Consider the following 17,445-nt stretch of genomic DNA (forward strand, 5'->3'; position numbering starts at 1 on the left):
CCCGGGCCGGTTTTTCTTTCTATAGGGTGAACCAAGATCTCCAGGCTGCGTATGAGCCGACGAGACAGAAAAGAGAGCGTTGGGGCCAAATGACAGCAGATCTTTCACACCGCCCGGCGGACCATCCGGCCGTCAAGTCAGGCAAGGTGGGTGTCCTTCTGGTCAATCTCGGCACGCCCGACGGCACCGATTATACCTCGATGCGCAGCTATCTCAGGGAATTCCTGACCGATCGCCGCGTCATCGAATGGTCGCCCTGGAAGTGGTATCCGATCCTGTTCGGCATCGTGCTCAACACCCGCCCGCAGAAAGTCGGCAAGGCCTATGAGCTGATCTGGAACAAGGAGAAGAACGAAAGCTATCTCCGCACCTACACGCGCAACCAGTCGGAGTTGATGACCGGGCGCCTGAGGGATCTTGATAACGTCAAGGTCGACTGGGCGATGCGCTACGGCACCCCGTCGATCGCTTCGCGCATCGAGGCGCTGAAGCAAGAGGGTTGCGACCGCATCGTGCTCTTCCCGCTCTATCCGCAATATGCGGCGGCAACGACCGCCACGGTCAACGACAAGGCCTTCCAGAAGCTGCTCTCGATGCGTTGGCAGCCGGCGCTGCGCACCGTGCCCGCCTATCACGACGACGAGACCTATATCGAGGCGCTCGCGAAGTCTGTCGAACGGCATCTTTCGACGCTCGACTGGAAGCCCGAAATGCTGCTCGCCTCCTTCCACGGCATTCCGATATCCTATTTCAAGCAGGGCGATCCCTATTACTGCCAATGCCAGAAGACCGGCCGGCTGCTGCGCGAGCGGCTCGGGCTCACCAAGGAAAACTTCATGGTCACCTTCCAGTCCCGATTCGGGCCGGAGGAATGGCTGCAGCCCTATACAGACAAGACAGTGGAGAAGCTTGCCAAGGACGGCGTCAAGCGCATCGCTGTCATCAATCCCGGCTTCGTCTCCGACTGTCTGGAGACGCTGGAGGAGATCGCCGAACAGGCTGCTCATTCCTTCGATGAGAACGGCGGCGAGACGTTCGCGCATATCCCCTGCCTCAACGACGGAGAGGACGGCATGACGGTGCTGGAAAAGGTCGTCCGCCGCGAATTGCAGGGCTGGGTCTGAGAAACCGTTTTCAGAAGGCAGCACTGCACGGTTAGCCGGCGACAGCCCGAATGGGCATTGCAAGACCAAACCTTCTTTCCACTTGGATGGGAGGTGGGCATGCGTGTGTCGTTTCCTCCTCGCAAAGAACATGCTAACTCACCACATCTATGGTGTGCACGCGCGCGCATGCGCGGATGAGAGGAATTTTTCATGCTGTTCGGCGGCTTCGATATCGTCGTGATCGTGCTGGTCATTTTCGTCATTCTGGTGCTCTTTGCCGGGATCAAAACCGTGCCGCAGGGCTACCGCTATACGATCGAGCGCTTCGGGCGTTATACCCGCACGCTGGAGCCCGGACTTAACCTGATCACTCCCTTCATCGAGCGTGTCGGCGCCCGGTTGAACGTGATGGAGCAGGTGCTGAGCGTGCCGACCCAGGAGGTGATTACCAAGGACAATGCCTCGGTCTCGGCCGATGCCGTCTCCTTCTATCAGGTGCTGAACGCCGCCCAGGCCGCCTATCAGGTCGCCAATCTCGAAAATGCCATCCTCAATCTGACCATGACCAACATCCGCTCGGTCATGGGCTCGATGGATCTCGACGAGCTGCTTTCCAACCGCGATGCAATCAACGACCGGCTGCTGCGCGTCGTCGACGAGGCCGTGCATCCCTGGGGCATCAAGGTCACTCGTGTCGAGATCAAGGACATCCAGCCGCCGCGCGACCTCGTCGATGCCATGGCTCGCCAGATGAAGGCCGAGCGCGAGAAGCGCGCCCAGGTGCTGGAAGCCGAGGGCTCGCGCAACGCGCAGATCCTCAGGGCCGAAGGCGCCAAGCAATCGGCCATTCTCCAGGCCGAAGGCCAGCGCGAGGCCGCCTTCCGCAATGCTGAAGCTCGCGAACGCCTGGCCGAGGCTGAAGCCAAAGCGACCAAGATGGTCTCCGAAGCGATCGCCGCCGGCGACATTCAGGCGATCAATTATTTCGTTGCGCAGAAATACACCGAGGCGCTCACCTCGATCGGCTCCGCATCCAATTCCAAGATCGTGATGATGCCGATGGAAGCCTCGTCCATCCTCAGCTCGCTCGGCGGCATCGGCGCCATTGCCCGCGAAGTCTTCGGCGATGCCGGCAACAACCCGGCAACGCTGCCACCCTTGTCGCGTCCGCGCCCCGCGCCGGCGCGCTCGACGCCGCCGATCAATCCGTCGACCCCCAATCCTTTCAATCCCGATCCGGAGCGATAAGCCATGCTGGCGAAGATCGTCGCCGAACTTGGTCCGTGGAGTTGGTGGGTCGCAGGCCTCGTGCTGCTCGCCGCGGAAATGATCGTACCCGGCTTCTTCCTGGTCTGGATCGGCCTGGCCGCCTTGATCGTCGGCGCGCTGTCGCTGCTCTTCTGGGACAGCGCCTTCTGGGTCTGGGAGCTGCAGGCGATCCTTTTTGCGCTGCTCGCGGTAGCCACGACGTTCGCCGGCCGTCGGCTGACGCTGCGCAATTCCACGACCGACGAGCCCTTCCTCAATCAGCGCGGCGCGAGCCTCGTCGGCCGCACCGCGACGCTGCACGAACCGATCAGCGAGGGCCGCGGCCGCATCCGCCTCGACGATACGCTATGGCAGGTGATGGGACCGGACCTGCCCGTCGGAACGCAGGTGAAGGTGGTTTCGAGCAACGGCCGCGACCTCACAGTCGAACCTGTCTGATCGAGCAAAAACAAAGACCTAAAGCGCAGGAAGTGAACCCGTTGGATCGCGGCGCGCCTCAGGCGACGCCAATCCGCAGTAGGTCATGGAAATGCACCAGTCCGACCGGCCTGCGGTCGTCGTCGGTGACGATCAGCGCGCCGATGTGATGCTGGTTGAGCAACGCCAGGGCGGCGGTCGCCAGCACCGTCGACTTCACGGTTTTCGGCGTCCGCGTCATGATGTCGTCGACGGCAAGTTCGGAGAGATTGCGGGTCAGGTTGCGCGCCATGTCGCCTTCGGTGACGATCCCGCAGAGCCGCCCATCCTCGTCAAGCACGCCGACGCAACCGAAATGCTTGCGCGACAGCACCGTGATCGCCTCCGGCATCGGTGTGCCCTTGGCAACGAGCGGCAGCCGCTCGCCGGTATGCATGATATCGGCGACGTGCATCAGGCTCGCCCCCAGCTTGCCGCCGGGATGGAACACGTGGAAGTCCGTCGCGGTAAAACCGCGCGCCTCCAACAGCGCCACCGCCAGCGCATCACCGATCGCAAGCTGCATCAGCGTCGAGGTCGTCGGCGCCAGCCCATTCGGGCAGGCCTCCTGCTCATTCGGCACGAGAAGGACGATATCGGCGGCGGTCGCAAGCGAGGAACGGTCGCTGCAAGTGATCGCGATCAGCGGAATGGAGAAGCGCCGCGTGAAGGAAATGATGCTCTTGAGCTCAGCACTCTCGCCGCCTTTGGAAATCGCCAACACGACGTCGTCGCGCGCGATCATGCCGAGGTCGCCGTGATTGGCCTCCGCCGCATGCACGAAAAAGGCAGGTGTCCCCGTTGAAGCGAACGTCGCCGCGAGCTTGGCGCCGATATGTCCGCTTTTGCCGACGCCGGTGACGATGACCCGCCCCGAGATGTCGCCGATCACTTCAATGGCGCGCGTGAAAGGACCGGCCAATCCATTGTCAAAGGCCTGTTCAAGCGCTTCAAGACCGCGTCTTTCGGTCTCTATCGTGCGTTTTGCCGATTCGAGCACGCTGTTTTCAACGAGGTTTATCGCTCTTCTGTTCATGAAATTGCGTTAGACCTTTTCACTTTCCAAGTCCACCCCGCACTCTTTCCGAAATGTGAACAGCGCCCGCCGCCGGCAACGAATGATTAACCACGAGGCTTTACCTTTGGGTAAGAACCGAAAGCATGTCAGGCGCGAATTGCATGGGCCAGCCAAAACAGACGAGCAGTGTGACGCCGCTCCGCGCCATGAGCCGTGCCGTCTCGTTTGTCGCGTTCTGCAGTCTGCTGCTCGGTCAGACAGCCTTTGCACAGTCCGCCTCGCCGCAGCCGGCAGGCACGGCAAACAGGCGCTCCACGGCCTCTCAGGACTATCGCACCACGAACAATGCTGCCGGTTTTGATGACGAGACCGACGATACCGCCACGCCCGCGACAAACGGCACATCCGCGAACGCGGACGATGCCCAGCAGAGGCCGGCGATACCGGATGCGCAAGCCAGCGACGACATTACCGGCTCCATCCTCGACGACGACATCCGCCGGCTGAACACACGCGAAACGCCGATCGACGAGACGCTGCCGCGCCGTAGGACTGCCGAAAGTGCCTCGGCGGCCGAAACGCCGGGCATTCCGATCGGCACGTTCGTGCTCCGCCCGAGCGTCACCCAGAGCATCAACACCGAGACCACCAAGGACGGCAACACCAGGCAACGGCGCGCCTTCCTCGAAACGGACGCAGCCGCGACCCTGACCTCGGACTGGGGCCGGCATCAGCTGACCGTAACTTCGGAAGGCGCCTGGCAGAGGAATATCAGCGGCGAGGGCGAGGAGCAGCCGTCCTTCAAAGTCAACGGCGACCTCCGGCTGGATCTTTCCGACGATACGGTCGCGCATCTCACCGCCGGGTACAATTTCTACCGCGAGGATACGGACGATCCCGAGGCCATCGCCAACGCAGCACAGCAGTCTGATGTGCAGGAGTTTAGCGCGGGCGCCTCAGTCCAACGCGATTTCGGCATCCTGCGCGGCACGACGGCACTGGCACTGACCCGCTCGATCTATTCGGATGCCACGCTTGCGAACGGCACGACCGTTGAGCTGAGCGACCGCAACCAGACGGCTGGCACGCTGCGCGGCCGCGTCGGTTACGAGCTGTCCCCCGCGCTCATCCCCTTCATCGAGGCGACGATCGGCCGGAGTGTCTATGACGAGACGCGCGATTCCGCCGGCTATGAGCGTTCTGGCCACGCCTATGGCGCCAAGGCAGGCGTCGAGGTCGACCTCGGCGAAAAGCTGAAGGGTGAAGTCGGTGTCGGCTACGAGATGGCGAATTTCGAAGACAGCCGCCTGTCCTCGATCGATACCGCCACGCTCGATGCGAGCCTGCTCTGGTCGCCGATCCGCGGCACCGACGTCAATCTCGACCTGCAGACGAGCATCCAGCCCTCGACCACGGCGGGCGAAAGCGGCTACGTCTCGCACGCGCTGACGACGACGGTCACCCACCAGCTGCGCGACAATCTGGTCGGGACGATGATCGGCGGGGTAACGTGGCGCGATTATCCCACAGATAGCACCATCAATGACGAACTCGTCTATACCGCCGCGACCGGTCTGACCTGGAACATCAACCGCTATCTCGATTTGACCAGCACGCTCGGTTACGAGCTGACAACGCGCAAGGAAGGCACCGATTCGCAGCAATTGCGAGCCGGCGTTGGTCTCAAGTTGAAGCGCTAATGCATGTCGCCGGGAAGTGTGCGGCGGTTCCCGGATAACGACATACACAAAAACAAAGAGCTAAAGCGCGTCGCATGAATCAAGCTAAGTGCGACGCGCTTTAATTTAGGGATGCAAAAACGCCACGCATCTGGGAGGATACGCGGCGCTCTATCATTTATATGCTGTGCGGGAAGGTTACTTCAGACCGGCGAGCAATTCCTTGAAGCCGCCTTCGACGGTCGGGCGGATATCGTCGCGTTCGAGAGCGAAGGCGACGTTTGCCAGGATGAAGCCATCCTTGGCGCCGCAGTCGTAGGTCGCGCCGCGGAAGTGGTAACCGGCGAAATCCTGCTCCTTCAGCAGCTTCAGCATGCCGTCGGTAAGCTGGATCTCATTGCCGGCGCCACGCTCCTGGGTTTCGAGGATCTTGAAGATCTCCGGCTGCAGGATGTAGCGACCGTTGATGAAGAAGTTGGAAGGCGCTGTCCCCTTGGCAGGCTTTTCCACCATGCCGGTGATTCGGAAGCCATCGCCGATCGCCTCGCCGACGCCGACGATGCCGTATTTATGGGCCTGGTCGGGCGCGCATTCCTCAACGGCGATGATATTGCCGCCGCTCTGGCCGTAGAGGTCGATCATGCCCTTCATGCAGCCCTTGTCGCCCTTCATGATCATATCGGGCAGCAACAGTGCGAAGGGCTCGTCACCGACGATTTCGCGGGCGCACCAAACCGCGTGGCCGAGGCCGAGCGGCTCCTGCTGGCGGGTAAAGCTCACCGTGCCGGCCTTCGGCAATTGCTGGGCGAGAAGGGTTATCTCGGCCTTCTTGGCGCGCTCGCGCAGCGTCTGCTCCAACTCGAAATGGATGTCGAAATAATCTTCGATGACGTGCTTGTTGCGTCCGGTGACGAAAACCAGATGTTCGATCCCGGCCTCGATCGCCTCATCGACGACATATTGAATGATTGGCTTGTCGACGACGGTCAACATTTCCTTCGGAACAGCCTTGGTTGCCGGTAGGAATCGCGTTCCTAACCCCGCAACCGGAAATACTGCTTTACGAACTTTATTGTGTTGAGCCACACGCGGCCTCCTGGTTCGATCATATCGCTTGGAAATGGAGCTTTTTAGCTTTAACTAGTATAGAATTGCTACGGTTTTGCAAATGGTGACCGCAGCGGATCGCCATGGTAAAGAATTTGTTGACTCCGTTCCTGTAGTCTCGGGTTTGGGCGGACATGATGCCCCGCTGCACCGGAAACTGAAGATGACGGATACGATTGTCGATGGCCCAGAATCACAAATACTCCCTTCGTGGTCTTGCTCTCGCCCTCGTTGTCGCCGCCCAGGTCGGGCTGGTTCCTGACAACGCGAAAGCCGATTCCCGGTTCCAGAAATGGATCGCGGATTTTTACCAAACTGCCGCTCAGAGTGGCATCAGTAAGGCAACTTATCAAAAGGCCTTTTCCGGAGTGACCGAGCCCGATCCGACCGTGCTCGAAAAGGCGGCCTACCAGCCGGAATTCACTTCGAAAATCTGGGACTACGTCGATTCCCGTGTCAATCCCTATACGATCAAGATCGGCCGCGAGATGGCCGTTAAGCACGCAAGAACGCTCGATGCGATCGAGCGGCGATTCGGCGTCGACAAGACCATTCTCTTGGCCATCTGGTCGATGGAATCGAATTACGGCGCAATCCTCGACAAGGACGACCGGCTGCACTACGTGCCGCGGGCGCTCGCAACGCTTGGCTATGCCGATCCGAGCCGCGCCAAATTCGCCAAGAAGCAGCTGGTCGCCGCGCTGAAGATCCTGCAGAACGGCGATGTGCCGGCACGCGAGATGACCGGCTCCTGGGCCGGCGCCATGGGCCACACCCAGTTCATTCCGACAAGCTACCTGCTTTATGCTGTCGATGCCGATGGCAACGGCCATCGCGACATCTGGAACTCGGTGCCCGATGCACTGGCGACCTCGGCCAATCTTCTGATGAAGAACGGCTGGGACACCGGCAAGACCTGGGGCTACGAGGTTGTCGTTCCCGCCGCAGCCGCCAATCAGGCCGGCAAAACCCACACACTGGCCCAATGGGCGGCACTCGGCCTGGCACGCCCGAACGGCAAGGCTTTCCGAGAGAGCACCACCAAGGCCATGCTGAAGATGCCGGCTGGCGCCGGCGGCCCAGGCTTCCTGATGACCGCCAACTTCTTCACCATCAAGAACTACAATGCGTCGGACAGCTATGCGCTTGCCGTCGGCCTGCTCGCCGACCAGATCGCCGGCTACGGCGGCCTGCAGCAGCGCTGGCCGCGCCCGGACGGCGCCCTTGACGTCACCGAGAAATTCGAGCTGCAGACCCGCCTGAAGACGCTCGGCTATTACAATGGCGAGGTCGACGGCAATTTCGGCTCGGGTTCGAAGGCGGCGATCTCAGCCGCGCAGTCGCGCATCGGAATGCAGCCGGATGGCGAGCCCTCGCTGCCGCTTCTGAACGCACTACGCCGCTAGACCTGATGATCCCGACCGGATCGAACGGAACCTGAATCCGCCTTTGAATCAAGGAAATAGGGTATGATGCCGCCCGAAGACCACACATACTTTTCGGCATATGCCCTACAACTGGCAGAACCGTGACCTACATAGCAGCGGGAGTGGACGCTGGCCTACCCTGCGTGCAAGATGCCGGCAGATGCGGAACTGCCCATGACGAATAAAACTGATCGAACCCCAATCCGTTGGCTCATGCTCGCCGTGGCGGCCGCTTCGCTATGCCTCGGCGCCCTTGCGCCGGTGCATATTGCGGAAGCGCAGGAGCAGCGCTACCAGCGGCGTTCGATCCTCGATTTCTTCCTCGGCCGGCGCTATCTCGACGACGGCCCGCAAGCCCCCGACGTCCCGCAGCCGAGGCGCCAGCAGCACAAGCGACCGCCGTCGCAGAAAGCCGTCGTCAACACCCGCACCGCGCCGCCGCTCCGCGCGCCCGTGCAGGAGGAGCCGGTGGTGCAGAAGCTCGGCGACGCCAAGAAGATCCTGATCGTCGGCGATTTCCTGGCCAGCGGCCTTGGCGACGGCCTCACTGCCGCCTTCGAGACCTCGCCGGGGGTTGTCGTTGAAGCCCGCGGCAATGTCTCATCGGGTCTCGTCCGCGACGATTATTACGACTGGCCGGAACAACTGCCGAAGATGATCGACGAGCTGAAGCCGGCAATGGTCGTCGTGATGATCGGCGCCAACGATCGCCAGCAGATGATGACCGATACGGCCAAGGAAAAATTCCGCACCGATAGCTGGTTTACCGAATACCGCCGCCGTGTTCTCTCCTTCGGCAGGCAAGTTACCGACCGCAAGATCCCGCTGCTCTGGGTCGGCCTTCCCGCCTTCGAATCCGATCAGATGACGGCCGATGCCGTCCAGATGAACCAGCTCTACCGTAATCAGGTCGAAAGCATCGGTGGTGAATTCGTCGATATCTGGGATGGTTTCGTCGATGAAAACAGCAACTTCATCGTCACCGGTTCGGATGTGAACGGCCAGCAGGTCAGACTGCGCACATCCGATGGCATCAACCTTACCCAGGCCGGTCGGCGCAAGCTCGCCTTCTATGTGGAAAAACCGGCACGGCGTCTTCTCGGCACGCAGGCAAGCCCCGATCTGGTTCGCCTCGACTCCAGCAATCTGCCCGGTCTCGGCCTTCCCGCCAATCCGGCCGAACACACCGTGCCGATCAGCCTCTCCGATCCCAATCTCGACGGCGGCGCCGAGCTTCTCGGCGCAAGGCCGCCGCCTGTGGCTTTGACGCGGTCGCCCCGCGACCTGCTGGTCGAGCAGGGCGAAATGACGCCCGCGCCTCCTGGGCGCATCGATGATTACCGCCTGCCGGTGGCAAAGACGGCGGCCGAAGTCTCGGTCAAATGAAAAGGCCGCGTGCGCCAGCCTTGCTCGTCGTTCCGTTTATGTCGCCGTCGCCTGCGGCCAGCTCAGATAATAGTAGTTCGAGCCGATCAGGCCGAAGAAGGCGTTGCTGTCGTTCGTCTGGTCGACATAGCTGCCGTTTTCCTTGACGAAAGCGCCGTCGGCGCCGCGCTCCAGATGCGCATCGAGGAAGTCGCTCCAGCCGCTGACATCGATCTCCTTGCCGTCCTTGCTCTGAGTTTCCGCCTCATCGGCATCGTCCACGTCCCAGGCAGCAATCGATACGCCCTGCGTCGGGTCGGAGATGGTCAGCGTGCCCGCTTCGAGGGCGGCTAGCATGTCGTGGGCCTTGCCGCTCTCGCCTTCGGCCGCAGCCGCATCCTGCAGCTGCTTCTTCAGCATCGACATGAAGGAGGCGCTGGTCACGTCGGCGCTTCCGCCCGTCGTGTCGGTCGCATCGGACGTGTCGTTCTGGGATGAAAGCGTGTCGAGCAGCCCTGACAGGGCCTGGTTGGAAAGCAGCGAGGCGGAGCTCGGATCGAGCCCATAGCTGCTCAAGATACCGGCAGCCGACGAACTCTGCGTATCCTGCGAACTGTCATCGGAGCTGCGAAGGTTTTTCAGCGCATATCGGGCAGAAACCAGCCGCGTGCTGTCAAGTGCAGAAACCATTTGAAAAATCCTTGTCGAACATTCGCGGCGGTCGATGTCCCTAACGCCCGCGGCCGATGGTGAAATGCCTTCACCGAAACGGCATGGCACCTCCGCTCCGGTCGCCGCCGACTCTTCCCGAGCCCGCGTCCTGCGAAAATCTCGCTTCCCGGTATTGCCTGAGGCTTGCGCCGAATGCCGGCGCGTCAAGCGGTCGCACCCGGGTATAGTCCAAAGCGATAATGCATGTCGCCCGGAAGTGTGCAGCGGTTCCGGGATAACGACATGCATCAAAACAAAGAGCTAAAGCGCGTCGCATGAATCAAATTTGATCCGACGCGCTTTAAAGCGTCCTTGCGCGTCGACAGGACACGCAGCGCTTTACGATAAAACTCCGCCGTAGGGCGGAGCTCTTGTGTTGTGAGCGTCTGTGCCGCCGACGGTCAGTTCGGCAGGACGGTCGAGCCCATCAATTCCTCGTCGATAGCGCGCGCCGCCTGGCGGCCTTCGCGGATCGCCCAGACCACCAGCGATTGGCCGCGGCGTACGTCGCCCGCCGTCCAGAACTTGTCGACCGAAGTCTTGTAGTTGCGGTCGTTGGCGACGACGTTGGTCGAGCCGCGCTTGTCGGTGTTGAGCGTCAGCTTGCCCTCGAGCTCCTTCAGCACGCTGCCGGTGAACGGGCCACGGAAACCGATGGCGATGAAGGCGAGATCGGCCCGGATGACGAATTCGGTGCCCGGAACGGGCCGCCGGCGTTCATCGACCTCACAGCACTTGACACCGATCAGCACGCCGTCTTCGCCGACGAATTCAAGTGTGGCCACCTGGAATTCACGCACCGCGCCCTCGGCCTGCGAGGAGGAGGTGCGCATTTTCGTCGCCCAGAAGGGCCAGACGGCAAGCTTGTCTTCCTTCTCCGGCGGCTGCGGCCGAATGTCGAGCTGGGTGACCTTGACGGCTCCCTGGCGAAACGCCGTGCCGACGCAGTCCGAAGCCGTATCGCCGCCACCAACGACGACGATGTGTTTGGCGCCGGCAAGGATCGGGTCTGACGGCCAGCCGACGCTGTCGATGTTCTCGCGCCCGACGCGGCGGTTCTGCTGCACGAGATAGGGCATCGCATCATGCACGCCGGCAAGGTCGGCGCCCGGAATGCCAGCCTCACGCGGGGTTTCGGAGCCGCCGCAGTAGAGAACGGCGTCGTGATCGGCCAACAGCTGCTCGACCTTGACGTCGACGCCGACATTGGCGCCGCAATGGAAGGTGACGCCCTCGCCCTTCATCTGCTCGACACGGCGATCGATGAAGTTCTTCTCCATCTTGAAATCGGGGATGCCATAACGCAGCAGGCCGCCCGGCTTGGTCTCGCGCTCATAGACGTGCACCTCGTGGCCGGCGCGGCCGAGCTGCTGGGCGGCCGCCATGCCGGCAGGACCGGAGCCGATCACGGCGACCTTCTTGCCCGTATGCACCGTGGCCGGCTGCGGCCGGATGAAGCCGAGCTCGTAGGCCTTGTCGGCGATTGCCTGCTCGACCGTCTTGATGGCAACCGGCGCATCCTCGAGATTCAACGTACAGGCTTCCTCGCAAGGCGCCGGGCAGACGCGCCCGGTGAATTCAGGGAAGTTGTTGGTCGAATGCAGGTTCTGGATCGCCGCTTCCCAATTGTTGTTGTACACGAGGTCGTTCCAGTCGGGGATCTGGTTATGAACCGGGCAACCGGTGGGGCCGTGGCAATAGGGGATGCCACAGTCCATGCAGCGCGCAGCCTGTTTCTGCACTTCCAGGTCCGACATCGGGATCGTGAACTCACGGAAATGACGGATACGATCCGACGCCGGCTGGTACTTCGCCACTTGCCGGTCGATTTCCAGAAACCCTGTTACCTTACCCATATTTTCGTCCCTTACCCTCATGACCGCCTCACCGCAGCCAATCTGTCTATCGTCAGTCCCGGTAGCCCGAGCGAGTTGCTTGTCTTGACCGTCATTGGATCATATCCCTTGCAAGACATCCGTGCGATCAAGACAGCCTTCGCCGTCGGCTCCACACGGGTCGTCGAGATATTTCGTCATCCGTCACCTCAGTCAGCAGGTGACGGATGCCCCAGTACAAATCATTCCGCGGCGATGCCCATCCGACTGCGTTCCATTTCCTCGAGCGCACGACGGTATTCGACCGGCATGACCTTGCGGAACTTCGGACGGTAGTCGGCCCAGCTGTCGAGGATCTGCTTGGCGCGGGTCGAGCCCGTATAGTGCAGATGGTTGGAGATCAGCTGGTAAAGGCGCTCCTCGTCATGGCGCGTCATGTCGCCGGAGACGTCGACGCGTCCCTTGTGCATGAGATCGCCGCCGTGATGATGCAGCTTCTCCAGCATGTCGTCCTCCTCGGGCACCGGCTCGAGCTCGACCATCGCCATGTTGCAGCGGCTGGCGAAATCGCCGGTCTCATCGAGCACGTAGGCGACACCGCCGGACATGCCGGCCGCGAAGTTGCGGCCCGTGGCGCCGAGCACGACGACGACGCCGCCGGTCATGTATTCGCAGCCATGGTCGCCGACACCCTCGACGATCGCGATTGCGCCCGAATTGCGCACGGCGAACCGCTCGCCCGCCACACCGCGGAAGTAGCATTCACCCTCGGTCGCACCGTAAAGCACGGTGTTGCCGACGATGATCGAGTTCTCGGCCACGATCCTCGAATTCTCCGGCGGCCGGATGATGATCTTTCCGCCCGAAAGCCCCTTGCCGACATAGTCGTTGCCGTCGCCGATCAGGTTGAAGGTGACGCCGCGCGCCAGGAAGGCGCCGAAACTCTGGCCGGCCGTGCCGCGAAGCGTCACATTGATCGTGTCTTCCTTCAGCCCGCGGTGGCGGTAACGCTTGGCGACTTCGCCGGAAAGCATCGCGCCCACCGACCGGTCGACGTTCTTGATGCCGACCTCGAAGGCAACGGGTGTCTTGGCGGTCAGTGCCGGCTGTGCCTGCTCGATCAGCGCGCGGTCGAGAATATCGTCGATCGGGTGCTTCTGCCGGGTCGTCCAGAAGGTCTCCTCCTTGGCAGCATCAACCTTGTGGAAGATACGGCTGAAATCGAGGCCCTTCGCCTTCCAGTGGTTCAGCATCTCGTCCTTCTCAAGGAGCTCCGAGGCGCCGATGATATCGTCGAGCCGGGTAAACCCGAGCGAGGCGAGGATTGCGCGCACTTCGTTGGCAACGAAGAAAAAGTAGTTGATGACGTGCTCCGGAGCGCCCTTGAAGCGCTTGCGCAGCACCGGATCCTGCGTCGCCACACCAACCGGACAGGTGTTGAGATGGCACTTGCGCATCATGATGCAGCCGGCCGCAATCAGCGGCGCGGTGGCGAAGCCGAATTCATCAGCGCCGAGCAGTGCCCCGATGATGACGTCGCGGCCGGTCTTCAGGCCGCCATCCACCTGCAGCGCGACGCGCGAACGCAAGCCATTCAGCACCAGCGTCTGCTGGGTCTCGGCAAGGCCGATTTCCCAGGGGCTGCCGGCATGTTTCAGCGAGGTCAGCGGCGACGCACCCGTGCCGCCGTCGAAGCCCGCGACCGTGATGTGGTCAGCGCGTGCCTTGGCAACGCCGGCAGCAACCGTGCCGACGCCGACTTCCGAGACGAGCTTGACCGAGACATCCGCGGTCGGGTTGACGTTCTTCAGATCGTAGATCAGCTGCGCCAGATCTTCGATCGAGTAGATGTCGTGATGCGGCGGCGGCGAGATCAGGCCGACACCCGGCGTCGAATGGCGGGTCTTGGCAACCGTCGCATCGACCTTGTGACCCGGCAGCTGGCCGCCTTCGCCGGGCTTGGCGCCCTGCGCCACCTTGATCTGCAGCATGTCGGAATTGACGAGATATTCGGTGGTGACGCCGAAGCGGCCCGACGCGATCTGCTTGATCGCCGAACGTTCCGGGTTCATCGAACCATCGGGCAGCGGCATGTAGCGGTCGGATTCCTCGCCGCCCTCGCCGGTGTTCGACTTGCCGCCGATCCGGTTCATGGCGATCGCCAGCGTCGTATGCGCCTCCCTGGAGATCGAGCCGAAGGACATCGCCCCGGTCGAGAAACGCCTGACGATATCGGCCGCCGGCTCGACCTCGTCGATCGAAACCGGCTTGCGTCCGAGCGCCTCGGCGCTCTTGACGCTGAAGAGCCCGCGGATCGTGTTCATGCGCAGCGCCGAATTGTTCACCATATCGGCGAATTCGCGGTAGCGGTCCTCGGCATTGCCGCGCACGGCATGCTGAAGGGCGGCGACTGCATCGGGCGTCCAGGCATGGCTTTCGCCGCGCATGCGGTAGGCATATTCGCCGCCGATGTCGAGCGTCGTGGCAAGCAGCGGATCCGCGCCGAAGGCCGCGGTATGGCGGTCGACGGTCTCCGCCGCGATCGCCTCGAGGCCGACGCCTTCGATCATCGTCGCGGTGCCGAAGAAATACTTGTCGATGAACTCCGACTGCAGGCCGATCGCATCGAAGATCTGCGCGCCGCAATAGGACTGATAGGTCGAGATGCCCATCTTCGACATGACCTTGAGGATGCCTTTGCCGACCGCCTTGATGTAGCGGTAGACGACTTCGGTGGCATCCACTTCCTTCGGGAATTCGCCCTTGGCATGCATGTCGAGCAGCGTGTCGAAGGCGAGGTACGGATTGATCGCCTCCGCGCCATAGCCGGCAAGCAGGCAGAAATGATGGACCTCGCGTGGTTCGCCGGTCTCGACGACGAGACCGACCGAGGTGCGAAGCCCCTTGCGGATCAGGTGATGGTGCACCGCCGCTGTGGCAAGCAACGCAGGAATGGCGATCCGGTCCGGCCCGATCTGGCGGTCGGAGAGCACGATGATGTTGTAGCCGCCCTTGACGGCGGCTTCCGCGCGCTCGCAGAGCCGGTCGAGCATCTCGGGCATGCCAGCCGCGCCGCGCTCGATATCATAGGTGAAATCCAGCGTCTTGGTGTCGAAACGGTCTTCCGTATGACCGATCGAGCGGATTTTCTCGAGATCGCCGTTGGTCAGGATCGGCTGACGCACCTCGAGCCGCTTGGCGTTCGCCGCACCCTCGTGGTCGAGAATGTTCGGCCGCGGCCCGATGAAGGAGACGAGGCTCATCACCAGTTCCTCGCGGATCGGGTCGATCGGCGGGTTCGTCACCTGCGCGAAGTTCTGCTTGAAATAGGTGTAGAGCAGCTTCGGCTTTTCCGACATCGCGGAGATCGGCGTGTCCGTGCCCATCGAGCCGATCGCCTCCTGGCCCGTCGTCGCCATCGGCGACATCAGGATGCGGGTGTCTTCGAGCGTGTAACCGAAGGCCTGCTGACGGTCGAGCAGCGACACGTCGCGGCGCAGCGCCCGCGGCTCCACCGGCTTCAGTTCTTCCAGGATAAGCTGGGTGCGGCCGAGCCAGCTGCGATAGGGATGCGCCGTCGCCAGCTGCGACTTCACCTCGTCGTCGGAGATGATGCGGCCTTCTTCCATATCGATCAGCAGCATCTTGCCCGGCTGCAGGCGCCACTTCTGAATGATCCTCTCCTCCGGAACCGGCAGCACGCCGGCTTCCGACGCCATGATGACGCGGTCGTCATCGGTGACGAGGTAGCGCGCCGGTCGCAGGCCGTTGCGGTCGAGCGTCGCACCGATCTGCTTGCCGTCGGTGAAGGCGACGGCCGCCGGCCCGTCCCAGGGCTCCATCAAGGCGGCATGATATTCGTAAAAGGCCTTGCGTTCGGCGGCCATCGACTGGTTGCCAGCCCAGGCTTCCGGGATCAGCATCATCACCGCATGCGCCATCGAATAACCGCCGCGCACCAGGAATTCGAGCGCATTGTCGAAGCAGGCCGTGTCCGATTGTCCTTCGTAGGAGATCGGCCAGAGCTTCGAGATATCCTCACCGAACAGCGGCGACGACACCGACGCCTGGCGCGCCGCCATCCAGTTGACGTTGCCGCGCAGCGTGTTGATCTCGCCGTTATGGGCAACCATGCGGTAGGGATGCGCCAGCTTCCACGACGGGAAGGTGTTGGTGGAGAAGCGCTGGTGCACGAGGGCGACCGCGCTTTCGAAACGCGGATCCGACAGGTCCTTGTAATAGACGCCGACCTGATAGGCCAGGAACATACCCTTGTAGACCACCGTCGCCGACGACAGCGATACCGGATAGAAATTGCTCTCCTCGCCGTCGAACTCGTCATAGATGCGGTTGGAGATCACCTTGCGCAGTGTGAACAGCCGACGCTCGAACTCGTCGTTGTTTTCGGCATCCTCGCCGGCGCCGATGAAGACCTGCACATGATGCGGCTCGGTTGCGGCAATGGCCGGCGCCTTGGAGAGCGAGGAATTGTCGACCGGCACGTCGCGAAAACCGATGCAGACCTGACCTTCCTCGGCGATGACGTCCTTGATCACCTTCTTGAAGTGCTCGATCTGCTTTTCATCGCGCGGCATGAAAATATGACCGACGCCATATTCGCCGGCCGGCGGCAGCGTGATGCCTTGCGCGGCCATCTCCTCGCGGAAGAAACGGTCGGGAATTTGCACCAGGATGCCGGCACCGTCGCCCATCAGCGGATCGGCGCCGACGGCGCCGCGATGCGTCAGGTTTTCGAGCATGAACAGGCCGTCCTTGACGATCTGGTGCGACTTCTGACCCTTCATATGCGCGACGAAGCCGACGCCACAGGCGTCGTGTTCGTTGCGGGGATCGTAGAGGCCCTGCTTCTTCGGCAGGCCGGAGGCGGATTTGGACGTATTGGCCGTGGCGCGCACCTCGGCAGCAGCGAACCGGTCAAATTCCATGGATGGCGTCTTCGTCATCATCTTTCCTCCTGTCGAAGCCCGCGGGGCTGCGGGCGGCTTTTCGTCCCGCGCCGCAACCCGAAGATAGGTTCGGCGCATGACAGCGCTGCTGCATGGTGAAGATCGGCCGCAGACATCTGCTTTGAAGGAAAGCAAACCGTCGCGTTCCGCGCCTGCCATTCGCCTCCGCGCGCCGCCACTTGAGGCTTGACGCTCGGAAGAACTATAGCGTGAAAGCCCATCTGTTCCAGGGTTTTCAGCGCCTCCTCGGCCGTGAAGGCCAAAATAGGACAGCAACACTGTCCTAATTCATCAGCTCTATGCCAGAAAGCACTTCGCTCCGCAAGAGCGCGCCGCTAAAAAACATCAATTTGCGACGGAAGATTGCCCGAGAAATGGTCGTCGCGACATAAAATTACAATATTCGTGATTATTCTTTTTATTGATTGCGTAGTTCGATTTCTGTGATGTGTCGCGAGCGGCAACCTTGATCCCGTGAAGCTTTGGCGTAATCTCCGCTGCGACT

The 17,445-nt window shown here is 61.9% G+C and carries 11 protein-coding genes; 6 read left to right on the plus strand and 5 right to left on the minus strand.

The window, feature by feature from the left end; all coding sequences use genetic code 11:
* Nucleotides 1–89: 89 nt before the first annotated feature.
* The 3 genes from hemH to J3O30_RS19035 all read left to right on the plus strand — a co-directional run bounded on the left by hemH (nucleotide 90) and on the right by J3O30_RS19035 (nucleotide 2,813).
* Complete coding sequence (hemH, locus tag J3O30_RS19025) at nucleotides 90–1,124, plus strand: ferrochelatase (protein ID WP_207581755.1); 1,035 nt, start codon at nucleotides 90–92, stop codon at nucleotides 1,122–1,124.
* A gap of 192 nt (nucleotides 1,125–1,316) precedes the next feature.
* Nucleotides 1,317–2,354 (plus strand): SPFH domain-containing protein, encoded by a 1,038-nt coding sequence (locus J3O30_RS19030; RefSeq protein WP_207581756.1) that lies wholly within the window; start codon nucleotides 1,317–1,319, stop codon nucleotides 2,352–2,354.
* Between the two features lie 3 nt (nucleotides 2,355–2,357).
* Complete coding sequence (locus J3O30_RS19035) at nucleotides 2,358–2,813, plus strand: NfeD family protein (RefSeq protein WP_207581757.1); 456 nt, start codon at nucleotides 2,358–2,360, stop codon at nucleotides 2,811–2,813.
* Nucleotides 2,814–2,871: 58 nt separating this feature from the next.
* Here J3O30_RS19035 and J3O30_RS19040 read toward each other — a convergent pair whose 3' ends face one another.
* Nucleotides 2,872–3,867: a KpsF/GutQ family sugar-phosphate isomerase gene (locus tag J3O30_RS19040; protein WP_207581758.1), complete on the minus strand. Its 996-nt coding sequence runs from the start codon at nucleotides 3,865–3,867 to the stop codon at nucleotides 2,872–2,874.
* A gap of 143 nt (nucleotides 3,868–4,010) precedes the next feature.
* Between J3O30_RS19040 and J3O30_RS19045 the strand changes: the two genes are divergently transcribed.
* Nucleotides 4,011–5,549: an outer membrane beta-barrel protein gene (locus J3O30_RS19045; protein ID WP_207581759.1), complete on the plus strand. Its 1,539-nt coding sequence runs from the start codon at nucleotides 4,011–4,013 to the stop codon at nucleotides 5,547–5,549.
* 177 nt (nucleotides 5,550–5,726) lie between these two features.
* On the opposite strand, the gene galU is transcribed toward J3O30_RS19045, so the two are convergent.
* Nucleotides 5,727–6,614, minus strand: coding sequence for a UTP--glucose-1-phosphate uridylyltransferase GalU (galU, locus tag J3O30_RS19050; protein ID WP_207581760.1), 888 nt, complete (start codon nucleotides 6,612–6,614; stop codon nucleotides 5,727–5,729).
* Between the two features lie 203 nt (nucleotides 6,615–6,817).
* On the opposite strand from galU, the gene J3O30_RS19055 reads away from it, so the two are divergent.
* Together J3O30_RS19055 and J3O30_RS19060 are read left to right on the plus strand one after the other, a co-directional pair.
* On the plus strand, nucleotides 6,818–8,041 hold the full coding sequence (locus J3O30_RS19055; protein ID WP_207581761.1) for a lytic murein transglycosylase: 1,224 nt from the start codon (nucleotides 6,818–6,820) through the stop codon (nucleotides 8,039–8,041).
* A gap of 171 nt (nucleotides 8,042–8,212) precedes the next feature.
* Nucleotides 8,213–9,448 (plus strand): DUF459 domain-containing protein, encoded by a 1,236-nt coding sequence (locus tag J3O30_RS19060; protein WP_207581762.1) that lies wholly within the window; start codon nucleotides 8,213–8,215, stop codon nucleotides 9,446–9,448.
* 36 nt (nucleotides 9,449–9,484) lie between these two features.
* Here the strand turns inward: J3O30_RS19060 and J3O30_RS19065 are convergent, their stop codons facing one another.
* The 3 genes from J3O30_RS19065 to gltB form a co-directional block, all read right to left on the minus strand.
* A complete protein-coding gene (locus tag J3O30_RS19065) occupies nucleotides 9,485–10,117 on the minus strand; it encodes a hypothetical protein (RefSeq protein ID WP_207581763.1) in 633 nt (210 codons plus the stop codon).
* Between the two features lie 422 nt (nucleotides 10,118–10,539).
* A complete protein-coding gene (locus tag J3O30_RS19070; RefSeq protein ID WP_207581764.1) occupies nucleotides 10,540–11,994 on the minus strand; it encodes a glutamate synthase subunit beta in 1,455 nt (484 codons plus the stop codon).
* Nucleotides 11,995–12,215: 221 nt separating this feature from the next.
* The gene (gene gltB / locus J3O30_RS19075) at nucleotides 12,216–16,940 is read right to left on the minus strand and encodes a glutamate synthase large subunit (protein WP_207581765.1); all 4,725 of its coding nucleotides are present in this window, start codon (nucleotides 16,938–16,940) and stop codon (nucleotides 12,216–12,218) included.
* Nucleotides 16,941–17,445: the final 505 nt, after the last annotated feature.

The sequence above is a fragment of the Rhizobium sp. NZLR1 genome (assembly GCF_017357385.1).
Classification (GTDB): domain Bacteria; phylum Pseudomonadota; class Alphaproteobacteria; order Rhizobiales; family Rhizobiaceae; genus Rhizobium.